Here is an 18,696-nt window from a genome sequence, read left to right as displayed (position 1 = left end):
GCGCGGCGGGGACGGCGGCTCAGCCCAGATCGGCGGCCGCGGCGAGCAGGCGATCGTTCTCCGCGGGCGAGCTGATCGTGACGCGCACGCCGGAACTGGCGAAGGCGCGGACGATCACGCCGTGGTCCTCGCAGCGTGCCGCCCACTCGACGGTGCGCTCGCCGAGCGGCAGCCACACGAAGTTGGCCTCGCTGGCCGGCACGTCATGGCCGAGGTCGCGCAGCGCGTCGCGCACCCGCACCCGCTCGCGACGCACCTCGTCGACGCGCTGCGCCATCTGCTCCTCGGCGGCCGGTTCGAGCGAGGCCAGCGCCGCCGCCTGCGCGACGCTCGTGACCGCGAACGGCACCTGGGTCTGGCGCAGGGCGGTCGCGAGCACCGGGTCGGCCGTGATGGCGTAACCCACCCGCAGGCCGGCGAGCCCGTAGGCCTTGGAGAACGTCCGCAGCACGACGACGTTGGGGAACTCGGGGAGCAGCGTGAGACCGTCGGGGACGTCGGGATCGGCCACGAACTCGCGGTACGCCTCGTCCAGTGCCACGACCACGTCGGCGGGCACCGCTCGCAGGAAGCGCACGAGCGCGTCGCGGCCGACCGCGGTCCCCGTCGGGTTGTTGGGGTTGCAGACGAACAGCAGCCGGGTCTTGCCGGTGATCCGTGCGGCCATCTCGTCGAGGTCGTGCACGTGGCCCGCGGTCAGTGGGACCTGCACCGCCGACGCGCCGGCGACCGCGGTGATGATCGGGTACGCCTCGAAGGAGCGCCACGCGTAGACGACCTCGTCGTCGGCGTCGGCCACCGCCTGCACGAGTTGCGTGCACAGCGACACCGAACCGCAGCCGACGGCGACCTGGTCGGCGGGGACGCCGTAGCGCGCGGCGAGGGCGCCGGCCAGCTCGCTCGACGTGTTGTCCGGGTAGCGGTTGGCGTTCGCGGCGGCGTCGGCGATGCGCTGCAGCACGTGCGGGAGCGGCGGGTAGGCGCTCTCGTTGCTGGCCAGCTTGATCGCCCCCGGCACGGTTCGTCCCGGCACGTAGGCGGGCAGCGAGGACAGCACGGGTCGCAGGGTCACGGCTGCTTGCCCTTCTTCTTCGACGGTGGTCGTTGCGACGGCGGCTTGAAGCGCTCCACCCGCGCCTTGCGGCCCTTGATGAGCGTCGCCTGCAGCGCGGCGACGACCTCGGCCTCGGCCGCGGCCGGGATCTCGACGGTGGAGAACTTGTGCGTGATCTCGATGGCGCCGATCTGGCGGCCGGCCACGCTCGTCTCGTTGGCGATGGCGCCGACGAGGTCCTGCGGTCGGATCTTGGCCGCGTGGCCGAGGCCGACGAAGATCGTCACCGTGTCGCCGAGATTCTTCGGCGGCCGCTTCGTGCCCTGGGCCGCGGTGGCGGCGGCGACGGTGACCTCGGGGATGTCGTCCTCGTCCGGCCCGGCGATGCCCGACTCGTGCGCCAGCTTCACCGCGGCCAGTGCGATCTGCACGATGTCGTGCTCGTCGCTGAGCGCGTCGACCACCACGCGGTACTGCTCGTAGTCGTCCTCACGCAGCAGCTCGGCGATGGCACCGCGGGTGAGCTCGAGGCGACGGGCGCGCAGGTCGGCCACCGTCGGCAGCGTCTCCACCGCGATCCGCGACTTCGTCACCTTCTCGATCGTCTTCAACAACCGGTGCTGCCGGGGCTCGACGAGGGTGATCGCGGTGCCCTCGCGGCCGGCCCGGCCGACCCGCCCGATGCGGTGGACGTAGGTGTCCGCCGCGGAGGGGAGGTCGAAGTTGACCACGTGGGTGAGGTGGTCGATGTCCAGGCCGCGGGCGGCGACGTCGGTGGCCACGAGGATCTCGGCGGTCCGGTTGCGGATCTTGGCCATGACGCGGTCGCGCTGGTCCTGGGTCATGCCGCCGTGCAGCGCCTCGGCCCGGTAACCCCGCGCGGCCAGCGTGCCGCCGAGCGAGTCGACCTCGTCGCGGGTGCGGCAGAAGACCACCGCGGCGGTCGGCGCCTCGATGTCCAGCACGCGCCCCAGCGCGTTCGCCTTGTGCTGGCGCGGGACGAGGTAGGCGACCTGACGCACCGACGCGCCACCCTCGGCCGACGGCTTCGGCCGCTCGATCTTGATCTTGACCGGATCGGTCAGGTAGCGCTTGACCAGGCCGTTGATGCGAGCCGGGAGCGTCGCCGAGAACAGCACGGTCTGCCGGCCGTCGGGGACGGCGGCCATGATGGCCTCGATGTCCTCGGCGAAGCCCATGTCGAGCATCTCGTCGGCCTCGTCGAGCACGAGGGTGCGCAGGTCGGACAGGTCGAGCGTGCCGCGGGTCAGATGGTCGATGGCGCGGCCGGGCGTCGCGACGACCACGTCCACGCCGGCGCTGAGCGCCCGCATCTGGTGCGGGATGGGTTGACCGCCGTAGACCGCGAGGACCCGCGCGCCGAGCTGTCGGCCGTAGCGCTGGGTCGCCTCGGCGACCTGGACCGCGAGCTCGCGGGTCGGCGCGAGCACGAGCGCCTGCGGGGTCCGGCTGCCGGGCTCCAGGCCCTGCAGCAGCGGCAGCGCGAAGGCCGCCGTCTTGCCGGTGCCGGTCGCGGCCTGGGCGACGGCGTCCCGGCCGCTCAACACGACCGGTATCGCCTCGCGCTGGATCGGGGTCGGCTCTTCGTAGCCGAGCTCGTCCAGGGCCTGTTGCAGCTCGGGCCGCAGCTTCAGTTCGACGAACGATGTCACCCCGGAAGGGTCCCACCCTCGTCCGGTCAGAGATTCCCGCGGGCGTCCTGCTCGCGTTCGATGGCCTCGAACAGCGCCTTGAAGTTGCCCTTGCCGAAGCCCAGCGAGCCGTGCCGCTCAATCAGCTCGAAGAAGACCGTGGGGCGGTCGCCGACGGGCCGGGTGAAGATCTGCAGCAAATAGCCGTCCTCGTCGCGGTCGACCAGGATGCCGCGGGCCTTCAGCTGCTCGACCGGGACCCGGACCTCGCCGATGCGGGCCCGCAGCTCCGCGTCGTCGTAGTAGGAGTCCGGCGTGCTGAGGAACTCGACGCCGCGGGCGATCATCTCGTCGACCGAGCGCAGGATGTCGTTCGTCGCGATCGCGATGTGCTGGCAGCCCGAGTCGCCGTAGAAGTCGAGGTACTCGTCGATCTGCGAGCGCTTCTTGCCGAGCGCGGGCTCGTTGAGGGGGAACTTGACCCGGTGGTTGCCGTTGGCCACCACCTTGCTCATCAGCGCCGAGTACTCGGTGGCGATGTCGTCGCCGACGAACTCGGCCATGTTCACGAAGCCCATGACGCGGTTGTAGAAGTCGACCCACTCGTCCATGCGGCCGAGCTCGACGTTGCCGACGCAGTGGTCGACGGCCTGGAAGAGCCGCTTCTCGGGGCGGGTCATGCGCGACGTCCGCTCGACGAAGCCGGGCAGGTAGACGCCTTCGTAGCGCGAACGGTCGATCAGCGTGTGGCGGGTCTCGCCGTACGTGGCGATGGCGGCGCGGCGCACCGTGCCGAACTCGTCGCTGACGTCGTGCGGTTCCTCGAGCACGTCCGCTCCCTGCCGGCGGGCGTGCTCGATGCAGCGGTCGACGTCGGGCACCTCGAGCGCGAGATCGACGACCCCGTCACCGTGCCGCCGGTGGTGGTCGGCGTACGGGCTCGCCGGGTCGACCGCGCCGACGATCACGAAGCGGGCCGACCCGCTGCGCAGGACGAACGCCTTGTGGTCGCGGTTGCCGGTCTCGGGACCGCTGTAGCCGACGAGCGTCATCCCGAACGCGTGCTGGTAGTAGTGCGCGCTCTGGGTGGCGTTGCCGGACACGAAGACGACCGCGTCCATGGCGGTGACCGGGAAGGGGTCGGTGCTCTGGTCGTAGTCGACGAGCCCGACCAGTTGCTTGAGGCGGTCGACAGTCAGCTCGGCGTCGCGCTCTTCGGGGGTGAGATCCACGCTCGTCATGTGTGCACCGTCCCCCGTGACCGGTGATGGTGCAAGTGTGCGGTTCACGGCCCGTCACCCTGCACAGTCTGCCAGGACGAATGGCACGAACACTGCACAGAGTGCGAGGTCCGGGGTGCCAGGATCGGCGTCTCACGTGCTGACCGGTCCGGTGCGCGGCCGCGACGACGGCGGGTGCCTGTACGCAGTGGGCGCGGCGGCCGGACGAACGACCGCGCGTGCCCGCCGGCCACCGGCTCGCGACGCGGTCGCGCCTCCCGGGCGAAACGGCCGCGCGGCCCTAATCTGATCACGATGGCCACCTACGTCGCGGTGTTCGCGCTCGTCCTCGCCTACGCCGCCCTCGTCGCGGCGTACGCGGCGCTGCGCACGCTCGCCAAGCTGCGCCGCGCGACCCGCGTGCTCGCCAAGGGCGCGCGCGGCGAGGAGAGCCACGCCTCGCTGCTCGAGACGACCCAGCGTCACGACGAGCGCATCGAGGTCGTCTCCGACGAGGTCGAGGCGCTGCGGGGCCACATCGAGACCATGCTCGGCACGACGCCCGGCGACGCGCCGGGAGCGCTGCGCAACATCGCGCTCGTGCGCTACGACGCGTTCACCGAGATGTCGGGACGGATGTCGTTCTCGTTGGCGCTGCTCGACGAGAAGGGCGACGGCGTGGCGCTGAGCGCCATCGCCGGCGCCGGCGACACCCGGGTGTACGCCAAGGGCGTCTCGGCGGGCAAGGGCGAGCACGAGCTGTCGCCCGAGGAGCAGCAGGCGGTGTCGGCCGCGCTCGCCAAGCGCCGCAGCCTGCTCGCCCGCCGCGCATCCTGACCCCCCGCGCGCGCGACTGGCGACTTCCGCGGCCGACTGACGACTTCCGCGGCGACTGGCGAGCTGTACCTCGCCAGTCGGGCAGTAGCTCGCCAGTCGCCCCAGGAAGTCGCCAGTCGAAGGGGGACGTGGTCACGCGGCTAGGCTCCTACGCGTGGTGACGATCGCGTTCCTGGGCCCCGAGGGGACGTTCGCGCACCAGGCACTGCGCGGCCTGCAGGTCGCCGAGGGGGCCACGCTATTGCCGCTGGCCAACGTGACGCTGGCGATCGACGCGGTGCGGGCCGGCAGCGCCGACGCGGCGGTCGTTCCCCTGGAGAACTCGGTCGAGGGCGCCGTCCCGGCCACGTTGGACGCCCTCGCCGCGGGCGAACCGCTCGTCATCGCCGAGGAGGCCTACCTCGCGGTGCGCTTCGACCTGATGGCCCGACCGGGAACGGCACTCGCCGACGTCGCGACCGTCGCGACGCATCCGCACGCCGAGGCGCAGGTGCGGCGATGGCTGATCGCCACCGTGCCGTCGGCCGAGGTCGTGCTCGTCGGCTCGACCGCGGGCGCCGCGCGCGCCGTCGCGGACGGGCAGTACGACGCGGCCGTCGGCGCGGCCGTGGCCGGCGAGCTGTACGGCCTGGACTCGCTCGCGCGCGACGTCGCCGACAACGAGAACGCGGTCACCCGCTTCGTCCGGCTCACCCGGCCGGCGCCACCGCCGGCGGCCACCGGCAACGACCGCACGACCTTCGTCGCGTACCTGCGCGAGAACCACTCCGGCGCGCTGCTGGAGCTGCTCAGCGAGCTCGCCACACGAGGCATCAACCTGACCCGCATCGAGTCGCGGCCCGACCGTGGCCGTCACGGCATGTACCACTTCTCGATCGACGCCGAGGGCCACGTGACCGACGAGCGCGTCGGCGACGCGCTGGCCGCGCTGCACCGCGTCTGCGCCGACGTCCGCTACCTGGGTTCGTACCCGCGTCGCGACGGCACCCGCGGCCCGACCCCCGTGGGCCGGCACGATCCGGACTTCGTCGAGGCCCGCGCCTGGCTCGCCGGCGTCCGCGAGCACGGCGCCGGCTGAGCCCGACCGGTCAGCGGCAGGCCGGCAGGTGCTTGGACTGGACGTAGCCCCAGCGTCCGGTCGCCTTGTCGTGGCCGAAGATCCAGGCCGACGAGCCGTGGTGGCCGCAGCTGGCTTTGGTGATCACGAACGTCTCGTGCGCCCGGACGTTGCCGATGACGAACGACTTCGGGGCGTTGCGCAGCGTCCCGGCCGAGCTGACGTGCAGGGTCTTGCGGCCGTGTCCGGCCTTCGGGGCGACGACGACCTTCTTGACCTTGCCGTCGCCGCCGACGCCGCGCCGGTCCTTGAGGCGGTGCTTGCTGGTGTCGTAGGCGTAGGGGTCGACCAGGCAGCTCTTGGCGATGAAGCCCCAGTGCAGGGCCTTGTGCTTGCGCGAGCGGTCGATGACCATCGTGTACTTCCCGACGGTGTACCGCACGGGCAGCGCGTGGCCCTTCGCGACCCGCCACCCGTAGGACTTGTCGACGCCGGTCTTGGGGAGGTTGCCGTGCACCAGACAGGCCTTGCTGGCGTGGGTCGTGTGCATGTAGTTCGACCCGGCGGCGGAGGCGGGGGTCGCCACGGCGAGACCGGCGGCGAGGGCGAGGCCGGTCGCGGCGGCGACGAGGGACGTGCGGGACGGCAGGGGACGCATGGGTGCTCCGATCGGACGGGTGCGACCGCGTTGCCGCACCCGGTCAGGCAACCAATCGCCCCCGGAGCGGGACAATGGGAAACCGTTCCCGTCGGACGCTCAGAGGTACAGCCCGGTGTTCGCGTCGTTGCGCTCGGCAGCGACGGCGTGCAGGTCACGCTCGCGCAGCAGCATGTAGTCGTCACCGGCGATCTCGACCTCGAAGCGGTCGTCCGGGCTGAACAGCACCCGATCGCCGGTCTCGACGGCGCGCACGTGACTGCCGACGGCGAGCACCTCGGCCCACACCAGCCGCTTCGACACCTGCGCCGTCGACGGGATCAGGATGCCGCCGGACGAGCGGCGCTCGCCCTCCTCGCGCGTCTCGCGCACGAGCACCCGGTCGTGCAGCATCTTGATCGGCAACCGGTCGGTCATGGACCCAAGCCTAGGACGCGGGGACGATCTCGACGTCGAGACCGTCCGCGGCGGCCGGCAGGCCCGTCAATCCGACGGCCACGGCCTGCGCGACGTCGGCGCAGCGCACCATCGCCCCGTCCACGAGCAGCGGGGCGCGACCGCCCGGACGGGCCGCCACGTAGGCGAGCGCCCCGTGGAGCTCGGTGCCGTCGGCGAGCACGATCGAGCCGCTGCGGAGCCGGGCGAGCTCGTACCGCGCGCCCCGCCCCTCGCAGACGTCGAGAACGGCGAGCTGGTCGGCGGTGGCGAACCAGACCGCGTGCGTCTCGTCGGCCTCCGGGACGGCGGCGAGAGTGGCCGGACGCTGGTCGTCGACGACGCGGAAGCCGGCGGCCCAGACCGCGGCCAGTCCTCGCACGCGGGCACGCACCACGACGACCGGCCCGCGCAGTCCCAGCTCGTCGCGCAGCCAGTCGATCTTCGACGGGCAGCAGTTCGAGCCGTAGGCCAGCACCGGCTCGCGGGCCGCGAGCGGCGCCGCGCCACGATCGCCCAGCCAGTCGTCGAGCGGGCGACCCGCGACGGACCAGCCACCGGACGCCGGCTCCAGGCGGTGCACGACCTCGCCGTCCTGCACGAACGAGAAGTCCGGCCGCCGGCCCGGGTACGGGTGGGCCGGGAAGTCCCGCGACCGTCGACGCGCCTCGGTCATCGCGCCGACGCTACGCCGGCGCCGCGCCCTCAGTGGAACTGCGGGACGATCAGGTACAGCCCGTAGAGGACCGCCGCGCCGCAGGCCACGAAGCACACGCCGGCCAGAGCCGATCCGACGACGCGCCGGTTCTGCGCCCCGAGCGCGGCGACGGGGGCGCCGGCGGGGTCGTGCGGCGCCTCAATGACGTCGTGCCCCCGCGCCATCGACAGCCCGACGATGCCGACGGAGAAGAGGACGACGACGGCGAGGCCGAAGAGCAGGCTCACCCCGGCGACCTTGCCCAGGGCCGCCCAGTCGATCAGCGGCTTGCTGTCGCCGGCGGCGAGGAGGACCGACGTGGCGGTCGCGGCCGCGCTCATCGACCGGCTCCGGCCAGCTCGGGCTCACGGTCCGGCCTGGCATCGGCACTGTCGTTGACGTTGCCCGGATTCACCGGATCACGTCGAGAGCGGTAGACGATGAGGGCCACCGCCGCGACGGCGAGGGCCGCGACGAGGGCCGTCCCGCCGTTGCCGCGGCTCGCGAGCTCACCGGCCAGCGCACCGACCACCGCCGCCACGGGCAGCGTGAACAGCCAGCCGAGTGCCATCCGGCCGGCGACGTTCCAGCGCACCTCGGCGAGCCGGCGACCGACCCCCGAGCCGAGGATGCCGCCGGAGACCACCTGCGTCGTCGACAGCGCGAAGCCCAGGTGCGACGACGCCAGCAGCACGGCGGTGGAGGCGGACTCGGCGGCGAAGCCCTGCGGCGACTCGATCTCGGTGAGGCGCGTGCCCATCGTGCGGATGATGCGCCAGCCGCCGAGCGCCGTCCCGAGTCCGATGGCGGTGCCGGCGGCCAGGATCACCCAGAACTGCGGGTCGGTGCCGGCCGTCTGGTGACCGTTGATGACCAGGACGAGGGTGATCACGCCCATCGTCTTCTGCGCGTCGCCCGTGCCGTGGGCGAGGGACACCAGGGATGCCGAGATCGTCTGGCCGTGGCGGAAGTACTGCTTCGACGTGTCCGCCCCGGCGCGGCGCGTCAGCGTGTACGCGGCGTAGGTGGCGAGACCGGCGATGACGCCACAGATGACGGGGGAGAGCACCGCCGGCAGGATGATCTTGGAGAAGACCATGTCGAAGTGGATGCCCGCCGTGCCGATGACGACCCACACGGCGCCGATGAGGCCGCCGAACAGGGCGTGCGACGACGAGGACGGCAGGCCGAGCAACCAGGTGACGAGATTCCACAGCACGGCGCCGATGAGACCGGCGAAGATGATGGCCGTGCCGTTCACGCCGTGACCGGCGAGCTTGTCGTCGTCGACGATGCCGTTCGAGATCGTCTTGGCGACCTCGGTGGACAGGAAGGCGCCGACGAGGTTCAGCACGCCCGACAGGACGACCGCGACCCGCGGCCGCAACGCACCGGTCGCGATGGAGGTCGCCATCGCGTTGGCGGTGTCGTGGAAACCGTTGGTGAAGTCGAACGCGAGGGCGGTCGCGATGACGATGACGACGAGGAACGAGACGTCCACGGTGCGGCTCCGTGAAGAGGATCCAGACTGCTGAGGCACATCGGACGGTACGGATGCCGTCCCGTCGTTCGGCGACGGGAAAGCGAACAACAGGTGAACGCGGCATGCGGACCAGACAGCCGAACGCGCGTCCGATTTCCGCGCCTTCGCGGCTTTCGGTCGCGCTAACAGGTCGGCAACGGGACTGTGGCGGGCGCCTCATAGACCACGAACCTGGGGATAGGCTGCGCGGTCATGGCCGCCGGCATGCGTGCGTCGGTCACCGCCACAAGCACAGTCAAAAGGGGAAGACATGGGGCTCGGATCCCGTAGGCGCCGCGGCGTCACCGCCGCGATCGCCGTGGCAGCGTCGATCACGCTCGCCGCGTGCGGCGCCGGCAAGAAGGACGACGACAGCTCGGCAAGCGGCAGCGGTGGCACCTCCGCCGGCGGCAAGGCCATCACCATCGGGCTGACCGACCCGGTCACCGCGCTCGACCCGGCGGGGTCGTACGACAACGGCTCGCTGACGGTCGAGGCCAACATCTACCAGTTCCTGCTGGACGTGCCCGAGGGCGGCAAGACCCCTCAGCCCGACGCCGCGCAGAAGTGCTCGTTCAGCACGCCGACCGAGTACACCTGCACGCTCAAGTCGGGGCTGAAGTTCGCCAACGGCGACCCGATGACCGCCAAGGACGTCGTCTTCTCCTTCACCCGCATCCTCAAGATCAACGACCCCAACGGCCCGGCCTCGCTGCTCGGCAACATGGCCAAGGTCGCCGCCAAGGGCGACACCACCGTCGTGTTCACCCTGAAGAACCCCAACGACCAGACGTTCCCGTTCGTGCTCGGCACCTCGGCCGGTCCGATCGTCGACAGCAAGGTCTTCCCGGCCGACAAGCTGCTCGCCGACGACAAGGTCGTCGGCTCCGGCCCCTACGCCATCACCTCGTACCAGAAGAACGAGCTGGTCAATCTGACCGCCAACAAGAACTACGGCGGCGACAACAAGCCGAAGACCAGCAAGATCACGATGAAGTACTACAGCGACCCCAACAACATGAAGCAGGACGTGCAGGAGGGGTCGATCGACATCGCGTGGCGCAGCCTGACGCCCACCGACGTCGAGGCGCTGAAGAAGGACGACGCGGTCAAGGTGCTGACCGGTGCCGGCGGCGAACTGCGCTACATCGTCTTCAACCTCAAGACCATGCCCGGCAAGACCGACGCCCAGAAGCTGGCCGTCCGGCGGGCCATGGCGTACTCGATCGATCGTCAGGATCTCGCCGAGAACGTCTTCCAGGGCACGTTCCAGCCCGCGTACTCGATGGTGCCGCAGGGCATCAAGGGCGCGACCGAGCCGTTCAAGCAGGCCTACGGCGAGAAGCCCGACACCACCAAGGCGGCCGCCGCACTGAAGGCGGCCGGTGTGAGCACGCCGGTCACTCTCGACATCGACTACACGACCGACCACTACGGGTCGACGTCGGCCGACGAGTACAACCAGATCAAGCGTCAGCTCGAGGCGACCAAGCTCTTCAAGGTCAGCATCAACGGCACCGCGTACACGACGTACCGCGACGAGCGGGTCAAGGACTCGTACGGCATCTACCAGCTCGGTTGGTTCCCGGACTTCGTGGACGCCGACAACTACCTGTCCAACTTCCTCAGCGAGACCAACTTCGTCCACGCGCACTACTGCGACGAGGGCAAGACCGGCCGGCCCTGCGACACCGACAAGGTGCTCCCGCTGCTGACCACGGAGGCGACGTCCACCGGGGCCAAGAAGGACGCGGCCCTCGCCCAGATCCAGCAGAAGGTGGCGACGGGGACGATGCCGTACCTGCCGCTGCTCTCGGGCAAGCAGGTCGCCGTCGTCCACGGCAACATCAGCGGCGTCCAGGACACCCTGGACCCGACGTACAAGTTCCGGATGTGGCTGTTCAGCAAGAGCTGACACGTCGCTGACGTCCGCCGCCCGGGGGCGCGCACCACCACCGCGCGTCCCCGGCGGCCTCGTCGGACAGAAAGGCGCCCACCACCCCGTGGCCAGCACCACCAAGTCATCGTCCGGATCACTGCGCACGTACCTCATCACCCGCCTGCTGCTGGTGATCCCGACGGTCTGGATCCTCGTCACCGTCGTCTTCTTCGTCATGCGTGTCGTCGGCGACCCCATCAAGTCCAAGTTCGGGGACCAGCTGTCGCCGGCGGAGATCGCGAAGCGCCGCCACGCCGCCGGCCTCGATCGCCCGCTGATCACGCAGTACCTCGACTACCTCAACGGCATCCTGCACGGCAACTTCGGCAAGTCGCTCACCGACAACCGTCAGGTCAGCGACCTCATCGTCGAGCGCGGCGCCGCGACCCTGGAGCTCACGTTCTGGGCACTCGTCGTGGCCATGCTCGTCGGCGTGCCGCTGGGTCGGGTCGCGGCACGGCACCGCGACCGGTTGCCCGACGTCGGCATCCGGCTCGCGTCCGTCCTCACGTACGCGATCCCGGTCTTCTTCTTCGGCCTGCTGCTCAAGCTGCTCTTCGCCATCAAGCTGGGCTGGCTGCCGGCGAACGGCCGGGCGAGCAGCGACGTCGAGTCCGCCATCAACAACGTCGCGCCGAACACCCACATCTTCCTGATCAACGCCATCCTCTACGGCGACAACTCCTACGTCTGGGACGTCCTGCGGCACACCGTGCTGCCTGCGGTGACCCTCGGCCTGCTGACCGCCGGCGTCTTCACGCGGCTGGTGCGGGTCAACCTGCTGCAGACGCTGCGCGCCGACTACGTCGAGGCGGCCCGCGCCCGGGGCGTCCGCGAGGGTCGGGTCGTGCGGCGGCACGCGTTCCGCAACGCGCTGATCCCGGTCATCACGGTCATGGGACTGCAGATCGCGTCGCTGCTCGGCGGCGCCGTGCTCACCGAGAAGACGTTCGAGTGGAAGGGCCTCGGCCTCGCCATCGCCGACTACCTGCAGAACAAGGACTTCCTGGCCGTCCAGGGCATCGTGGCGTTCATCGCCGTCGTCGTCTCGCTCATCAGCTTCCTGATCGACGTCGTGGCCGCCCTGATCGATCCCCGAGTGAGGTACTGACCATGGCGGTGAACCTGCCTCAGATCGAGGCCGACGTCCCCACCTCGCGGCGTAGCCGCATCCCCGGGCTCGACGCGATGCGCGCGACCGCCGGGTTCCAGCGCGGCATGCTCATCTTCGGTGTCGCCCTCATCGGGCTGTTCGTCGTCGTCGCGGTGTTCTCCCCACTCATCGCGCCCTACGGGTTCAACGACGATCGCGAGGGCACGACGGCCTTCGGCAGTTTCAAGGCGCCGTCGGCGCAGCACTGGTTCGGAACGACCAGCACCGGCGAGGACGTCCTGTCGCAGGTGGTCTACGGCGCGCAGACCGCCCTCGAGGTCATCGTGGTGGCGGTCGCCATCTCCGTCGTGATCGGGGTTCCCCTCGGCTTGATCTCCGGTTACCTCGGCGGCTGGCTCGACCGCGTGCTGGTCCTCGTGAGCGATGCGCTCTTCGCGTTCCCGTCGCTGCTGCTCGCCATCATCATCTCCATCACCGTCTCCGGTGGGCAGAGCACCAAGATCGCCGGCATCCTGGCGGCCGCGGTCTCGATCACGGTCGTGTACGTGCCGCAGTACTTCCGTGTCGTCCGCAACGCCACCGTCGCGGCGCGCGAGGAGACCTACGTCGAGGCGGCGCGTGCGCTCGGCGCGCCGCCCCGCGTCGTGATGGTGCGCTACGTCTTCGGCAACGTCGTGCAGACGGTGCCCGTGATCGCGACCCTGAACGCCGGCGACGCCATCCTCACCCTCGCCGGACTGGGATTCCTCGGATACGGCATCGAGCCGTCGTCCGCGGCCGAGTGGGGTCACCAGCTGTCCAAGGCGATCGGTGACACCAGCAACGGCATCTGGTGGACGAGCACCTTCCCCGGCGTCGCCATCGTGCTCATCGTGCTCGGCGTGACGCTCGTCGGCGAGAGCCTGAACGACGTCCTCAACCCGCTGCTGCGCACGGCCAAGGTGGAGCAGGTCGAGTTCCCGGCCGACGAACCCACCGTCCCGACCAAGGAATCCGCATGAGCGAACCCGTGCTCGACGTCGAGAACCTGCGCGTCTGGTACGCCGGCGCGGGCGGTCCGGTGCGTGCCGTGGACGGTGTCGACTTCACGCTGCGCCCGGGCGAGGTGCTCGGGCTCGTCGGCGAGTCGGGGTGTGGCAAGTCGACGCTCGGCCGCGGCCTGATGGGTCTCGTCCCGCGGGGTGCGGCCGTCGACGGCCGGATCGACTTCGACGGTCGATCGCTGCTGACGTTGTCCACGCGCCAGCGGGAACGGCTCCGCGGCGCCGGCATGGGGTTGATCTTCCAGGAGCCCATGACACGACTCGACCCGCTGATGCGGGTGAGCGACCACTTCGAAGAGGCCCTGCGCACGCACGCGAAGGAGCTGTCGAAGAAGGAACGCGAGACGCGGGCCCTCGAGTCGCTGCGCGCGTTGGGCATTCCGCCCACGCGCTACCGAAACTACCCGCACGAGTTCTCGGGCGGCATGCGGCAGCGGATCATGATCGCGTTGGCGCTCGCCCTGCGACCCAAGTTCATCGTGGCCGACGAGCCCACCACCGCCCTGGACGTCCTCGTCGAGGCGCAGATTTTGCGCATTCTTGCTGATATCCGGGATCGCTTCGCGCCGGCCATCCTGCTGATCACGCACAACCTCGGGATCATCGCCGAGGCCTGCGACCGGGTCGCGGTGATGTACGCGGGTCGCATCGTCGAGCAGGGCCCCGTCGATGCGGTGTTCGCGTCACCGCAGCATCCGTACACGCGCGAGCTGCTGCGCTCGACCATCTCGCTGACGACGCAGGAACTGCACTCCATCCCCGGCGCTCCGCCGGATCTCGTGGCGCCACCGACCGGGTGCAACTTCCACCCGCGCTGCCCGTCCGCGATGCGCGTATGCGCGTCCCGTGACCCGATCCCGCGCACGCTGGAGCGGCAACGGGTGGAGTGCTGGCTGCACGAGACGCTGTCGGACGAGGACGCCCGCCCGCTCGAGAACGTGGAGGTCTCCGTTGCCGACGAAGCCTGATGTCCTGGTGGGTGAGCGCGGCGACGAGAAGACCGACGCCCTCATCGAGATCGAGGATCTGCACGTCCAGTTCGCCCTGCGCACCAACGCGTTCTCACGGTTGATCGGAGGTTCTGCCGGCACGGTCAACGCCGTGGACGGCGTCAACCTGCGACTGGGACGTGGCGAGGTCGTCGGGCTGGTCGGCGAGTCGGGGTCGGGCAAGTCGACGCTCGGACGGGCGCTGCTCGGACTCGTCCACCCGACCAGCGGATCCATCCGCTACGACGGACGTGAGCTCGTCGGCCTGCCCGAGTCGCGGCTGCGGCCGCTGCGGCGGCGCCTGCAGATGGTGTTCCAGGACCCGCACGCGTCGATGAACCCGTCCATGACGGTGGGTGGCGGGATCAGCGATGCGCTGCGCATCCACGGGTTGCACCCGGAGGACCGTCGCGAGGCCGTGGGCGCGGCGCTCGAGCGCGTCGGTCTCGCCCCCGCGTCCCGCTTCATCGACAAGTACCCCAGCGAGCTGTCCGGTGGCCAGAAGCAGCGGGCGGTGATCGCGCGCGCCATCGCCCTGGGGCCCGAGCTGCTGGTGGCCGACGAGCCCATCTCGATGCTCGACATGTCGGTGCGCGCCAAGATCCTCGGGCTGATGTCCGAGCTGCGGCGAGACCTCGGGCTCACCTACCTCTACATCACGCACGACCTCGCGTCCGCCCGCTTCTTCTGCGACCGCGTGGCGATCATGTACCTCGGCAAGATCGTGGAGATCGGCTCGACGGCGGAGATCTTCGACAACCCGCGCCACCCGTACACCAAGGCGCTGCTGCGCGCCGTCCCCGATCCCGATCCGTCCCGTTCGGTGCCGCGGGAGCTGCCGCGCGGTGAGATCCCCGACGCGGCCGCCGCCCCGCTGGGGTGTGCGTTCCACCCGCGCTGCCCGCAGGCCTTCGCCCCCTGTGGGTGGGAGGCGCGTGACCTGCGCATGATCCTCGAGCAGCGCTGGACGTCGGTGCCGGCCGAGCAGTACGAGAGCGAGTCGCGCCTCGTGCGCGACGGCACCCGTTTCGCCTCGCCCGATTCGGCGACCTCGGCGGTCGTCCACTCCTCGACGCCGCCGGAACTGCTCGAGGTGCTGACGTCCGAGCGGACGGCGCACCCGGACGATCCACTGTGGACCGGCGTGCACGATCTGACCGCCGATTCCGCCGGCGTCCGCGTCAGGTTGGCGGAGCCGGTCGCGCCGCAGCTGCGACCCGTCCCGGACTCCGACGCGTCCGTCTCGTGCCATCTGTTCCACGACCCGGCCGAGCTGCCGGCCGAGCCGGACGCGGTCGTGTTGAAGAAGGGTTGACCGCGGTCACGTCGGCGGGTCGTTCGAGGATGTCCGCATAGACCCGCTTCGGCTTGTTCATTGCGCAAGCAGGTTCGCGAAATCGGTGACGTCATACCCGATGGCGTGGAGTATGTGGACGAACACCTCACGCTCTCGCGCGGTGAGCGTGACCGCGTTTTCCGACAGCGCCTCGGCGAGGACGTCGACTGCCAGCCCCCACTCACGGTGGTCCAGCCAGTCGTCGACGTCTGCCACTTCATCGGCCGAAATCCTCGGTCCTACCAATACGAGAAGGGATCGGATGAGTTCAGTCGTCTCGGTCACGGAGCAACCACCGCTCCCATCGCAGGCCCATCGTCGGGGAACGCTGAACGGATTCGCCCGGTCGCCGGCTCCCAGACCACGCGCAACCGCACTCCGTCGCGAACCTCCCAGGCGCGCCAGACAGCTGGCTTGCCACTCCTCGTGTACTTCGCGCCCCCGCCCGTCTGCACATGCCATCGCGTTGTTGGTGACGACACGACCTCTCCAACATTGTCGATTATCCGATCATCCGTCCAGTGCTCGGGAAATGGAGTCTTGCCCGGCCGACCCGGCCACCGATGGCCGCCTCCCGTCGCGTCTCCGTCGAGAATGTGCTTACGGGATTCATCGCTGACCGCGTCGGCCGGGCGCCGTTCGCCAGCTGCCAACCGCCCCTCGGCACCGACCTCACCCTTCGCGTCGCGGAGCGTGGTCATGGCCCGCCGACTCCGCGCGCCGTCGTGGGCGGCGCGCCCCGTTCGCGCGATGCTCCGGACGTCGGTGACCCCGGCGCGGACGAGGCGTGTGCTCGCAAGACTCTGCAGCGCGGCCCGAACCTCGTCCGCCGTCGCTCGGGCCGCACGGATCGGCGCACCGAGGCCGTGGGCCGAGGTTCCGAGCTTCTGGATGAACTCCGCGATGCGGGCGGCCGCGGCGGCGATGCGCGCGGCCTGGACGCCCTGCGTCGGTCCCTCGGCGCCGCCCAGGGTGAAGGCGCTCGCGACCGCTCCGACGATCTGGATGCCGGCGGACTCGCCGGCCAGCCACGCGAGCTCGGACTTGATCTCGTCGTGGCAGTGGTCCAGCTGGTCGGCGTAGTCGTGGCAGGCGTGTCCGAGGGCCAGGTGCGCGTTGCCGAGATCCTCGAGACGCCGCTGCACCCCCCGGCACACCGTCTGCATGTCGTCGGCCTCGGGCAGGCGGTGCGCGACGAACGGCTGCGCCATCGGACCGAGCAGGCAGGTGGCGGTGCTCGACGCCCCACCGCACGCGAGCCATGCATCGCCCACGGTGCGCAGTCGCCCGGTGTCGCCGTTCGGCCAGAGGTAGCCGACGAGGTGGCGCACCACGGACCAACCCAGCGGCCCGTCGTCCCCGCCGGCACCCGCCGCGGTGGGTGGCGTCCACGCATCGCCGATGTCCAACGTCATCGGCAGCGCGTCGAGCAGCGCGGTCGTCGACCGCTCGTCCGCCGGCGACGGGGTGGAGGCGGCCTCGGCCGCGGCGTAGTTGCGCGCCGACTGCGAGAACATGGCTGCGGTCGTCCACGTGCCGGTGACCAGCCTGGCCGTCGCCGCCAGCACCGACCGCGCCGCCGCGTCGTAGCCCACGGCCCACGAATGTCCGCCGGGATCGGCCCCGGCCATCCCGCCGTTGTCCTGCAGCGTCGTCTGCAGGGTCCAGTAGCGGTCGTGGAGCGGATCGGCGACCTCGTCGGCCAGCGTCCTCGACGCCCGGACGAAGTCCTCGATCTCGACGTGCAGCCGGGTCACCGGTGCGACTCCGAAAACTGTCGGACATCGCTGCCATAATCACACGTATGTCCGCCCCGCATAAAACGTTGCGACCGCTGCACGATGCGGTCGACGGGCTGCTCGCCATCAGGTGGGACGCGGTGGCGCGCGACGACCTGCTGGACACCTGCCGCGCGCTGCAGCGGGTCGCGAACCGGCTCGCGGCGGTCGACCACGAACTCGTGGCGGAGCTCGACCGGCGAGGTAGCGCGGTCGAGCTCGGCGCACGCGACACCGCGGCGCTGCTGCGCGCACTGCTGCGGCTGCACCCCGGCGAGGCCCGTAGCCGCGTGGCGGCGGCCGACCTCATCGGGTCGCGGCGGTCGCTGCACGGCGAGCCCGTGCCACCCGAGCTGCCGATCCTGGCCGCAGCGCAGGCCGCCGGCGACGTCACCGTCCGCCACGCCCAGGTGATCGCGCGCGCGGTCGCCACCCTGCCCGACACGGTGCGCGACGAGCACGGACCCACGGTGGAACGACAGCTCGTCGAGCACGCCCGTGCCTTCGACCCGTACGCCCTCGGTCGCATCGCCGAACGGGTGCACGCGCATCTCGACCCCGACGGGCTGCTGCGCGATGCCGGCTACCGCGAGCGCCATCGCGACCTCACCGTCGCGCAGCGGCCGGACGGGTCCGCCCGCCTCGACGGCGAGCTCACCGCCGAGTGCGCCGAGCGGCTGTTGACCTGCCTCGACCCGCTGGCTGCGCCGCGGCCCGCCGCCGGCGGTCGCCGCGACCCGCGCACCGCCGGCCAACGCCGCCACGACGGCCTGCTCGACGCGCTGATCCGGCTCGGGAGCACCGGCCGCCTGCCCGACGCCGGCGGCGTGTCCACCACGGTGCTGCTCACCGTCGCGGCCGACGACTGGTCCACGGGGACGGGCGTGGCGACGACCGGCCACGGCGCGGTCGTGCCGACCGCGATCGCCCGGGGCTGGACGGGAGGTGACGCTCGCGAGCTCGCGGTCGGCCTCGGTCACGGCGGTGCCGACCCCGGTCGGGCCGGCGGGGGCATCACGGGGTGGACCGACGCGCGCCGGCTGTTCTCCGGGGCACAGCGCCTGGCGATGGCCGCCCGCGACGGCGGCTGCACCTTCCCCGGGTGCCCCGTCCCCGCGGCGTGGTGCCAGGCGCACCACCTGCTCGACCACGCCGACGGCGGGCCCACGACCACCGGCAACGGCGCGCTCGTCTGCGGTCACGACCACCGGGTGCGCGTGGCGCAGGGGTGGAGCGCGACGATCGTCGCGGGTCGGGTCGCCTGGGTGCCGCCGGCCTGGCTCGATCCGCAGCGGACGCCACGCGTGAACATGCTGCACCGTCCGACGGCGAGCGCGCATCGCGACGACCGGCCGCCGTGACGGC

Annotated in this window: 18 protein-coding genes; 8 read left to right on the top strand and 10 right to left on the bottom strand. The window is 71.1% G+C overall.

The window, feature by feature from the left end:
• Nucleotides 1-19: 19 nt before the first annotated feature.
• Genes hisC through hppD form a run of 3 tightly spaced genes read right to left on the bottom strand, consistent with a single transcriptional unit; the run spans nucleotide 20 to nucleotide 3,947 of the window.
• Complete coding sequence (hisC, locus tag BUE29_RS08505; RefSeq protein ID WP_073388574.1) at nucleotides 20-1,072, bottom strand: histidinol-phosphate transaminase; 1,053 nt, start codon at nucleotides 1,070-1,072, stop codon at nucleotides 20-22.
• A complete protein-coding gene (locus BUE29_RS08500; protein ID WP_234971397.1) occupies nucleotides 1,069-2,727 on the bottom strand; it encodes a DEAD/DEAH box helicase in 1,659 nt (552 codons plus the stop codon). Before BUE29_RS08500 ends, hisC begins: the two co-directional genes overlap by 4 nt.
• Nucleotides 2,728-2,753: 26 nt before the next feature.
• Nucleotides 2,754-3,947, bottom strand: coding sequence for a 4-hydroxyphenylpyruvate dioxygenase (hppD, locus tag BUE29_RS08495; protein WP_073388569.1), 1,194 nt, complete (start codon nucleotides 3,945-3,947; stop codon nucleotides 2,754-2,756).
• A 294-nt stretch (nucleotides 3,948-4,241) separates the two neighbouring features.
• Between hppD and BUE29_RS08490 the strand changes: the two genes are divergently transcribed.
• A complete protein-coding gene (locus BUE29_RS08490; protein WP_073388566.1) occupies nucleotides 4,242-4,763 on the top strand; it encodes a DUF4446 family protein in 522 nt (173 codons plus the stop codon).
• Between the two features lie 154 nt (nucleotides 4,764-4,917).
• Nucleotides 4,918-5,841 carry a prephenate dehydratase gene (pheA, locus tag BUE29_RS08485; RefSeq protein ID WP_073388563.1) on the top strand — a complete coding sequence of 308 codons (924 nt, stop codon included), beginning with the start codon at nucleotides 4,918-4,920 and terminating at the stop codon, nucleotides 5,839-5,841.
• A 10-nt stretch (nucleotides 5,842-5,851) separates the two neighbouring features.
• Here the strand turns inward: pheA and BUE29_RS08480 are convergent, their stop codons facing one another.
• The 5 genes from BUE29_RS08480 to BUE29_RS08460 form a co-directional block, all read right to left on the bottom strand.
• Nucleotides 5,852-6,478, bottom strand: a complete 627-nt coding sequence (locus tag BUE29_RS08480) for a hypothetical protein (RefSeq protein WP_073388561.1) — start codon at nucleotides 6,476-6,478, stop codon at nucleotides 5,852-5,854.
• Between the two features lie 99 nt (nucleotides 6,479-6,577).
• A complete protein-coding gene (locus tag BUE29_RS08475; protein ID WP_073388558.1) occupies nucleotides 6,578-6,895 on the bottom strand; it encodes a GroES family chaperonin in 318 nt (105 codons plus the stop codon).
• Nucleotides 6,896-6,905: 10 nt separating this feature from the next.
• Complete coding sequence (locus BUE29_RS08470; RefSeq protein ID WP_073388556.1) at nucleotides 6,906-7,589, bottom strand: gamma-glutamylcyclotransferase family protein; 684 nt, start codon at nucleotides 7,587-7,589, stop codon at nucleotides 6,906-6,908.
• Nucleotides 7,590-7,618: 29 nt separating this feature from the next.
• Nucleotides 7,619-7,951 carry a hypothetical protein gene (locus tag BUE29_RS08465; RefSeq protein WP_073388554.1) on the bottom strand — a complete coding sequence of 111 codons (333 nt, stop codon included), beginning with the start codon at nucleotides 7,949-7,951 and terminating at the stop codon, nucleotides 7,619-7,621.
• Nucleotides 7,948-9,111 (bottom strand): inorganic phosphate transporter, encoded by a 1,164-nt coding sequence (locus tag BUE29_RS08460; RefSeq protein WP_073388551.1) that lies wholly within the window; start codon nucleotides 9,109-9,111, stop codon nucleotides 7,948-7,950. Before BUE29_RS08460 ends, BUE29_RS08465 begins: the two co-directional genes overlap by 4 nt.
• Before the next feature lie 292 nt (nucleotides 9,112-9,403).
• Between BUE29_RS08460 and BUE29_RS08455 the strand changes: the two genes are divergently transcribed.
• The 5 genes from BUE29_RS08455 (at nucleotide 9,404) to BUE29_RS08435 (ending at nucleotide 15,532) form a co-directional block, all read left to right on the top strand.
• Nucleotides 9,404-11,047: an ABC transporter substrate-binding protein gene (locus BUE29_RS08455; protein ID WP_073388549.1), complete on the top strand. Its 1,644-nt coding sequence runs from the start codon at nucleotides 9,404-9,406 to the stop codon at nucleotides 11,045-11,047.
• 88 nt (nucleotides 11,048-11,135) lie between these two features.
• Nucleotides 11,136-12,182 carry an ABC transporter permease gene (locus BUE29_RS08450; RefSeq protein ID WP_073388546.1) on the top strand — a complete coding sequence of 349 codons (1,047 nt, stop codon included), beginning with the start codon at nucleotides 11,136-11,138 and terminating at the stop codon, nucleotides 12,180-12,182.
• A 2-nt stretch (nucleotides 12,183-12,184) separates the two neighbouring features.
• Nucleotides 12,185-13,186, top strand: coding sequence for an ABC transporter permease (locus BUE29_RS08445; protein ID WP_073388544.1), 1,002 nt, complete (start codon nucleotides 12,185-12,187; stop codon nucleotides 13,184-13,186).
• Nucleotides 13,183-14,196, top strand: coding sequence for an ABC transporter ATP-binding protein (locus tag BUE29_RS08440; RefSeq protein WP_073388542.1), 1,014 nt, complete (start codon nucleotides 13,183-13,185; stop codon nucleotides 14,194-14,196). Before BUE29_RS08445 ends, BUE29_RS08440 begins: the two co-directional genes overlap by 4 nt.
• Before the next feature lie 7 nt (nucleotides 14,197-14,203).
• Nucleotides 14,204-15,532 (top strand): ABC transporter ATP-binding protein, encoded by a 1,329-nt coding sequence (locus tag BUE29_RS08435; protein WP_200800105.1) that lies wholly within the window; start codon nucleotides 14,204-14,206, stop codon nucleotides 15,530-15,532.
• A 57-nt stretch (nucleotides 15,533-15,589) separates the two neighbouring features.
• Here the strand turns inward: BUE29_RS08435 and BUE29_RS08430 are convergent, their stop codons facing one another.
• Both BUE29_RS08430 and BUE29_RS08425 read right to left on the bottom strand, forming a co-directional pair.
• A complete protein-coding gene (locus BUE29_RS08430; RefSeq protein ID WP_073388537.1) occupies nucleotides 15,590-15,838 on the bottom strand; it encodes a hypothetical protein in 249 nt (82 codons plus the stop codon).
• A complete protein-coding gene (locus BUE29_RS08425; RefSeq protein WP_073388535.1) occupies nucleotides 15,835-17,310 on the bottom strand; it encodes an EndoU domain-containing protein in 1,476 nt (491 codons plus the stop codon). Before BUE29_RS08425 ends, BUE29_RS08430 begins: the two co-directional genes overlap by 4 nt.
• A gap of 47 nt (nucleotides 17,311-17,357) precedes the next feature.
• Between BUE29_RS08425 and BUE29_RS08420 the strand changes: the two genes are divergently transcribed.
• Entirely contained in the window at nucleotides 17,358-18,692 is a 1,335-nt protein-coding gene (locus BUE29_RS08420) for an HNH endonuclease signature motif containing protein (protein WP_084180847.1), read from the top strand.
• Nucleotides 18,693-18,696 lie beyond the last annotated feature (4 nt).

Source organism: Jatrophihabitans endophyticus, from assembly GCF_900129455.1.
GTDB lineage: Bacteria > Actinomycetota > Actinomycetes > Mycobacteriales > Jatrophihabitantaceae > Jatrophihabitans > Jatrophihabitans endophyticus.
Note: the sequence above shows the minus strand (reverse complement) of the source record. Positions and strands in the feature narration are given on the sequence as shown.

Coding starts and splice junctions, on each gene's coding strand:
- BUE29_RS08475 (WP_073388558.1), bottom strand. CDS start 6,895: ATGACCGACCGGTTGCCGATCAAGATGCTGCACGACCGGGTGCTCGTG.
- BUE29_RS08470 (WP_073388556.1), bottom strand. CDS start 7,589: ATGACCGAGGCGCGTCGACGGTCGCGGGACTTCCCGGCCCACCCGTAC.
- hppD (WP_073388569.1), bottom strand. CDS start 3,947: ATGACGAGCGTGGATCTCACCCCCGAAGAGCGCGACGCCGAGCTGACT.
- BUE29_RS08455 (WP_073388549.1), top strand. CDS start 9,404: ATGGGGCTCGGATCCCGTAGGCGCCGCGGCGTCACCGCCGCGATCGCC.
- BUE29_RS08420 (WP_084180847.1), top strand. CDS start 17,358: ATGTCCGCCCCGCATAAAACGTTGCGACCGCTGCACGATGCGGTCGAC.
- BUE29_RS08440 (WP_073388542.1), top strand. CDS start 13,183: ATGAGCGAACCCGTGCTCGACGTCGAGAACCTGCGCGTCTGGTACGCC.
- BUE29_RS08490 (WP_073388566.1), top strand. CDS start 4,242: ATGGCCACCTACGTCGCGGTGTTCGCGCTCGTCCTCGCCTACGCCGCC.
- BUE29_RS08465 (WP_073388554.1), bottom strand. CDS start 7,951: ATGAGCGCGGCCGCGACCGCCACGTCGGTCCTCCTCGCCGCCGGCGAC.
- BUE29_RS08480 (WP_073388561.1), bottom strand. CDS start 6,478: ATGCGTCCCCTGCCGTCCCGCACGTCCCTCGTCGCCGCCGCGACCGGC.
- BUE29_RS08445 (WP_073388544.1), top strand. CDS start 12,185: ATGGCGGTGAACCTGCCTCAGATCGAGGCCGACGTCCCCACCTCGCGG.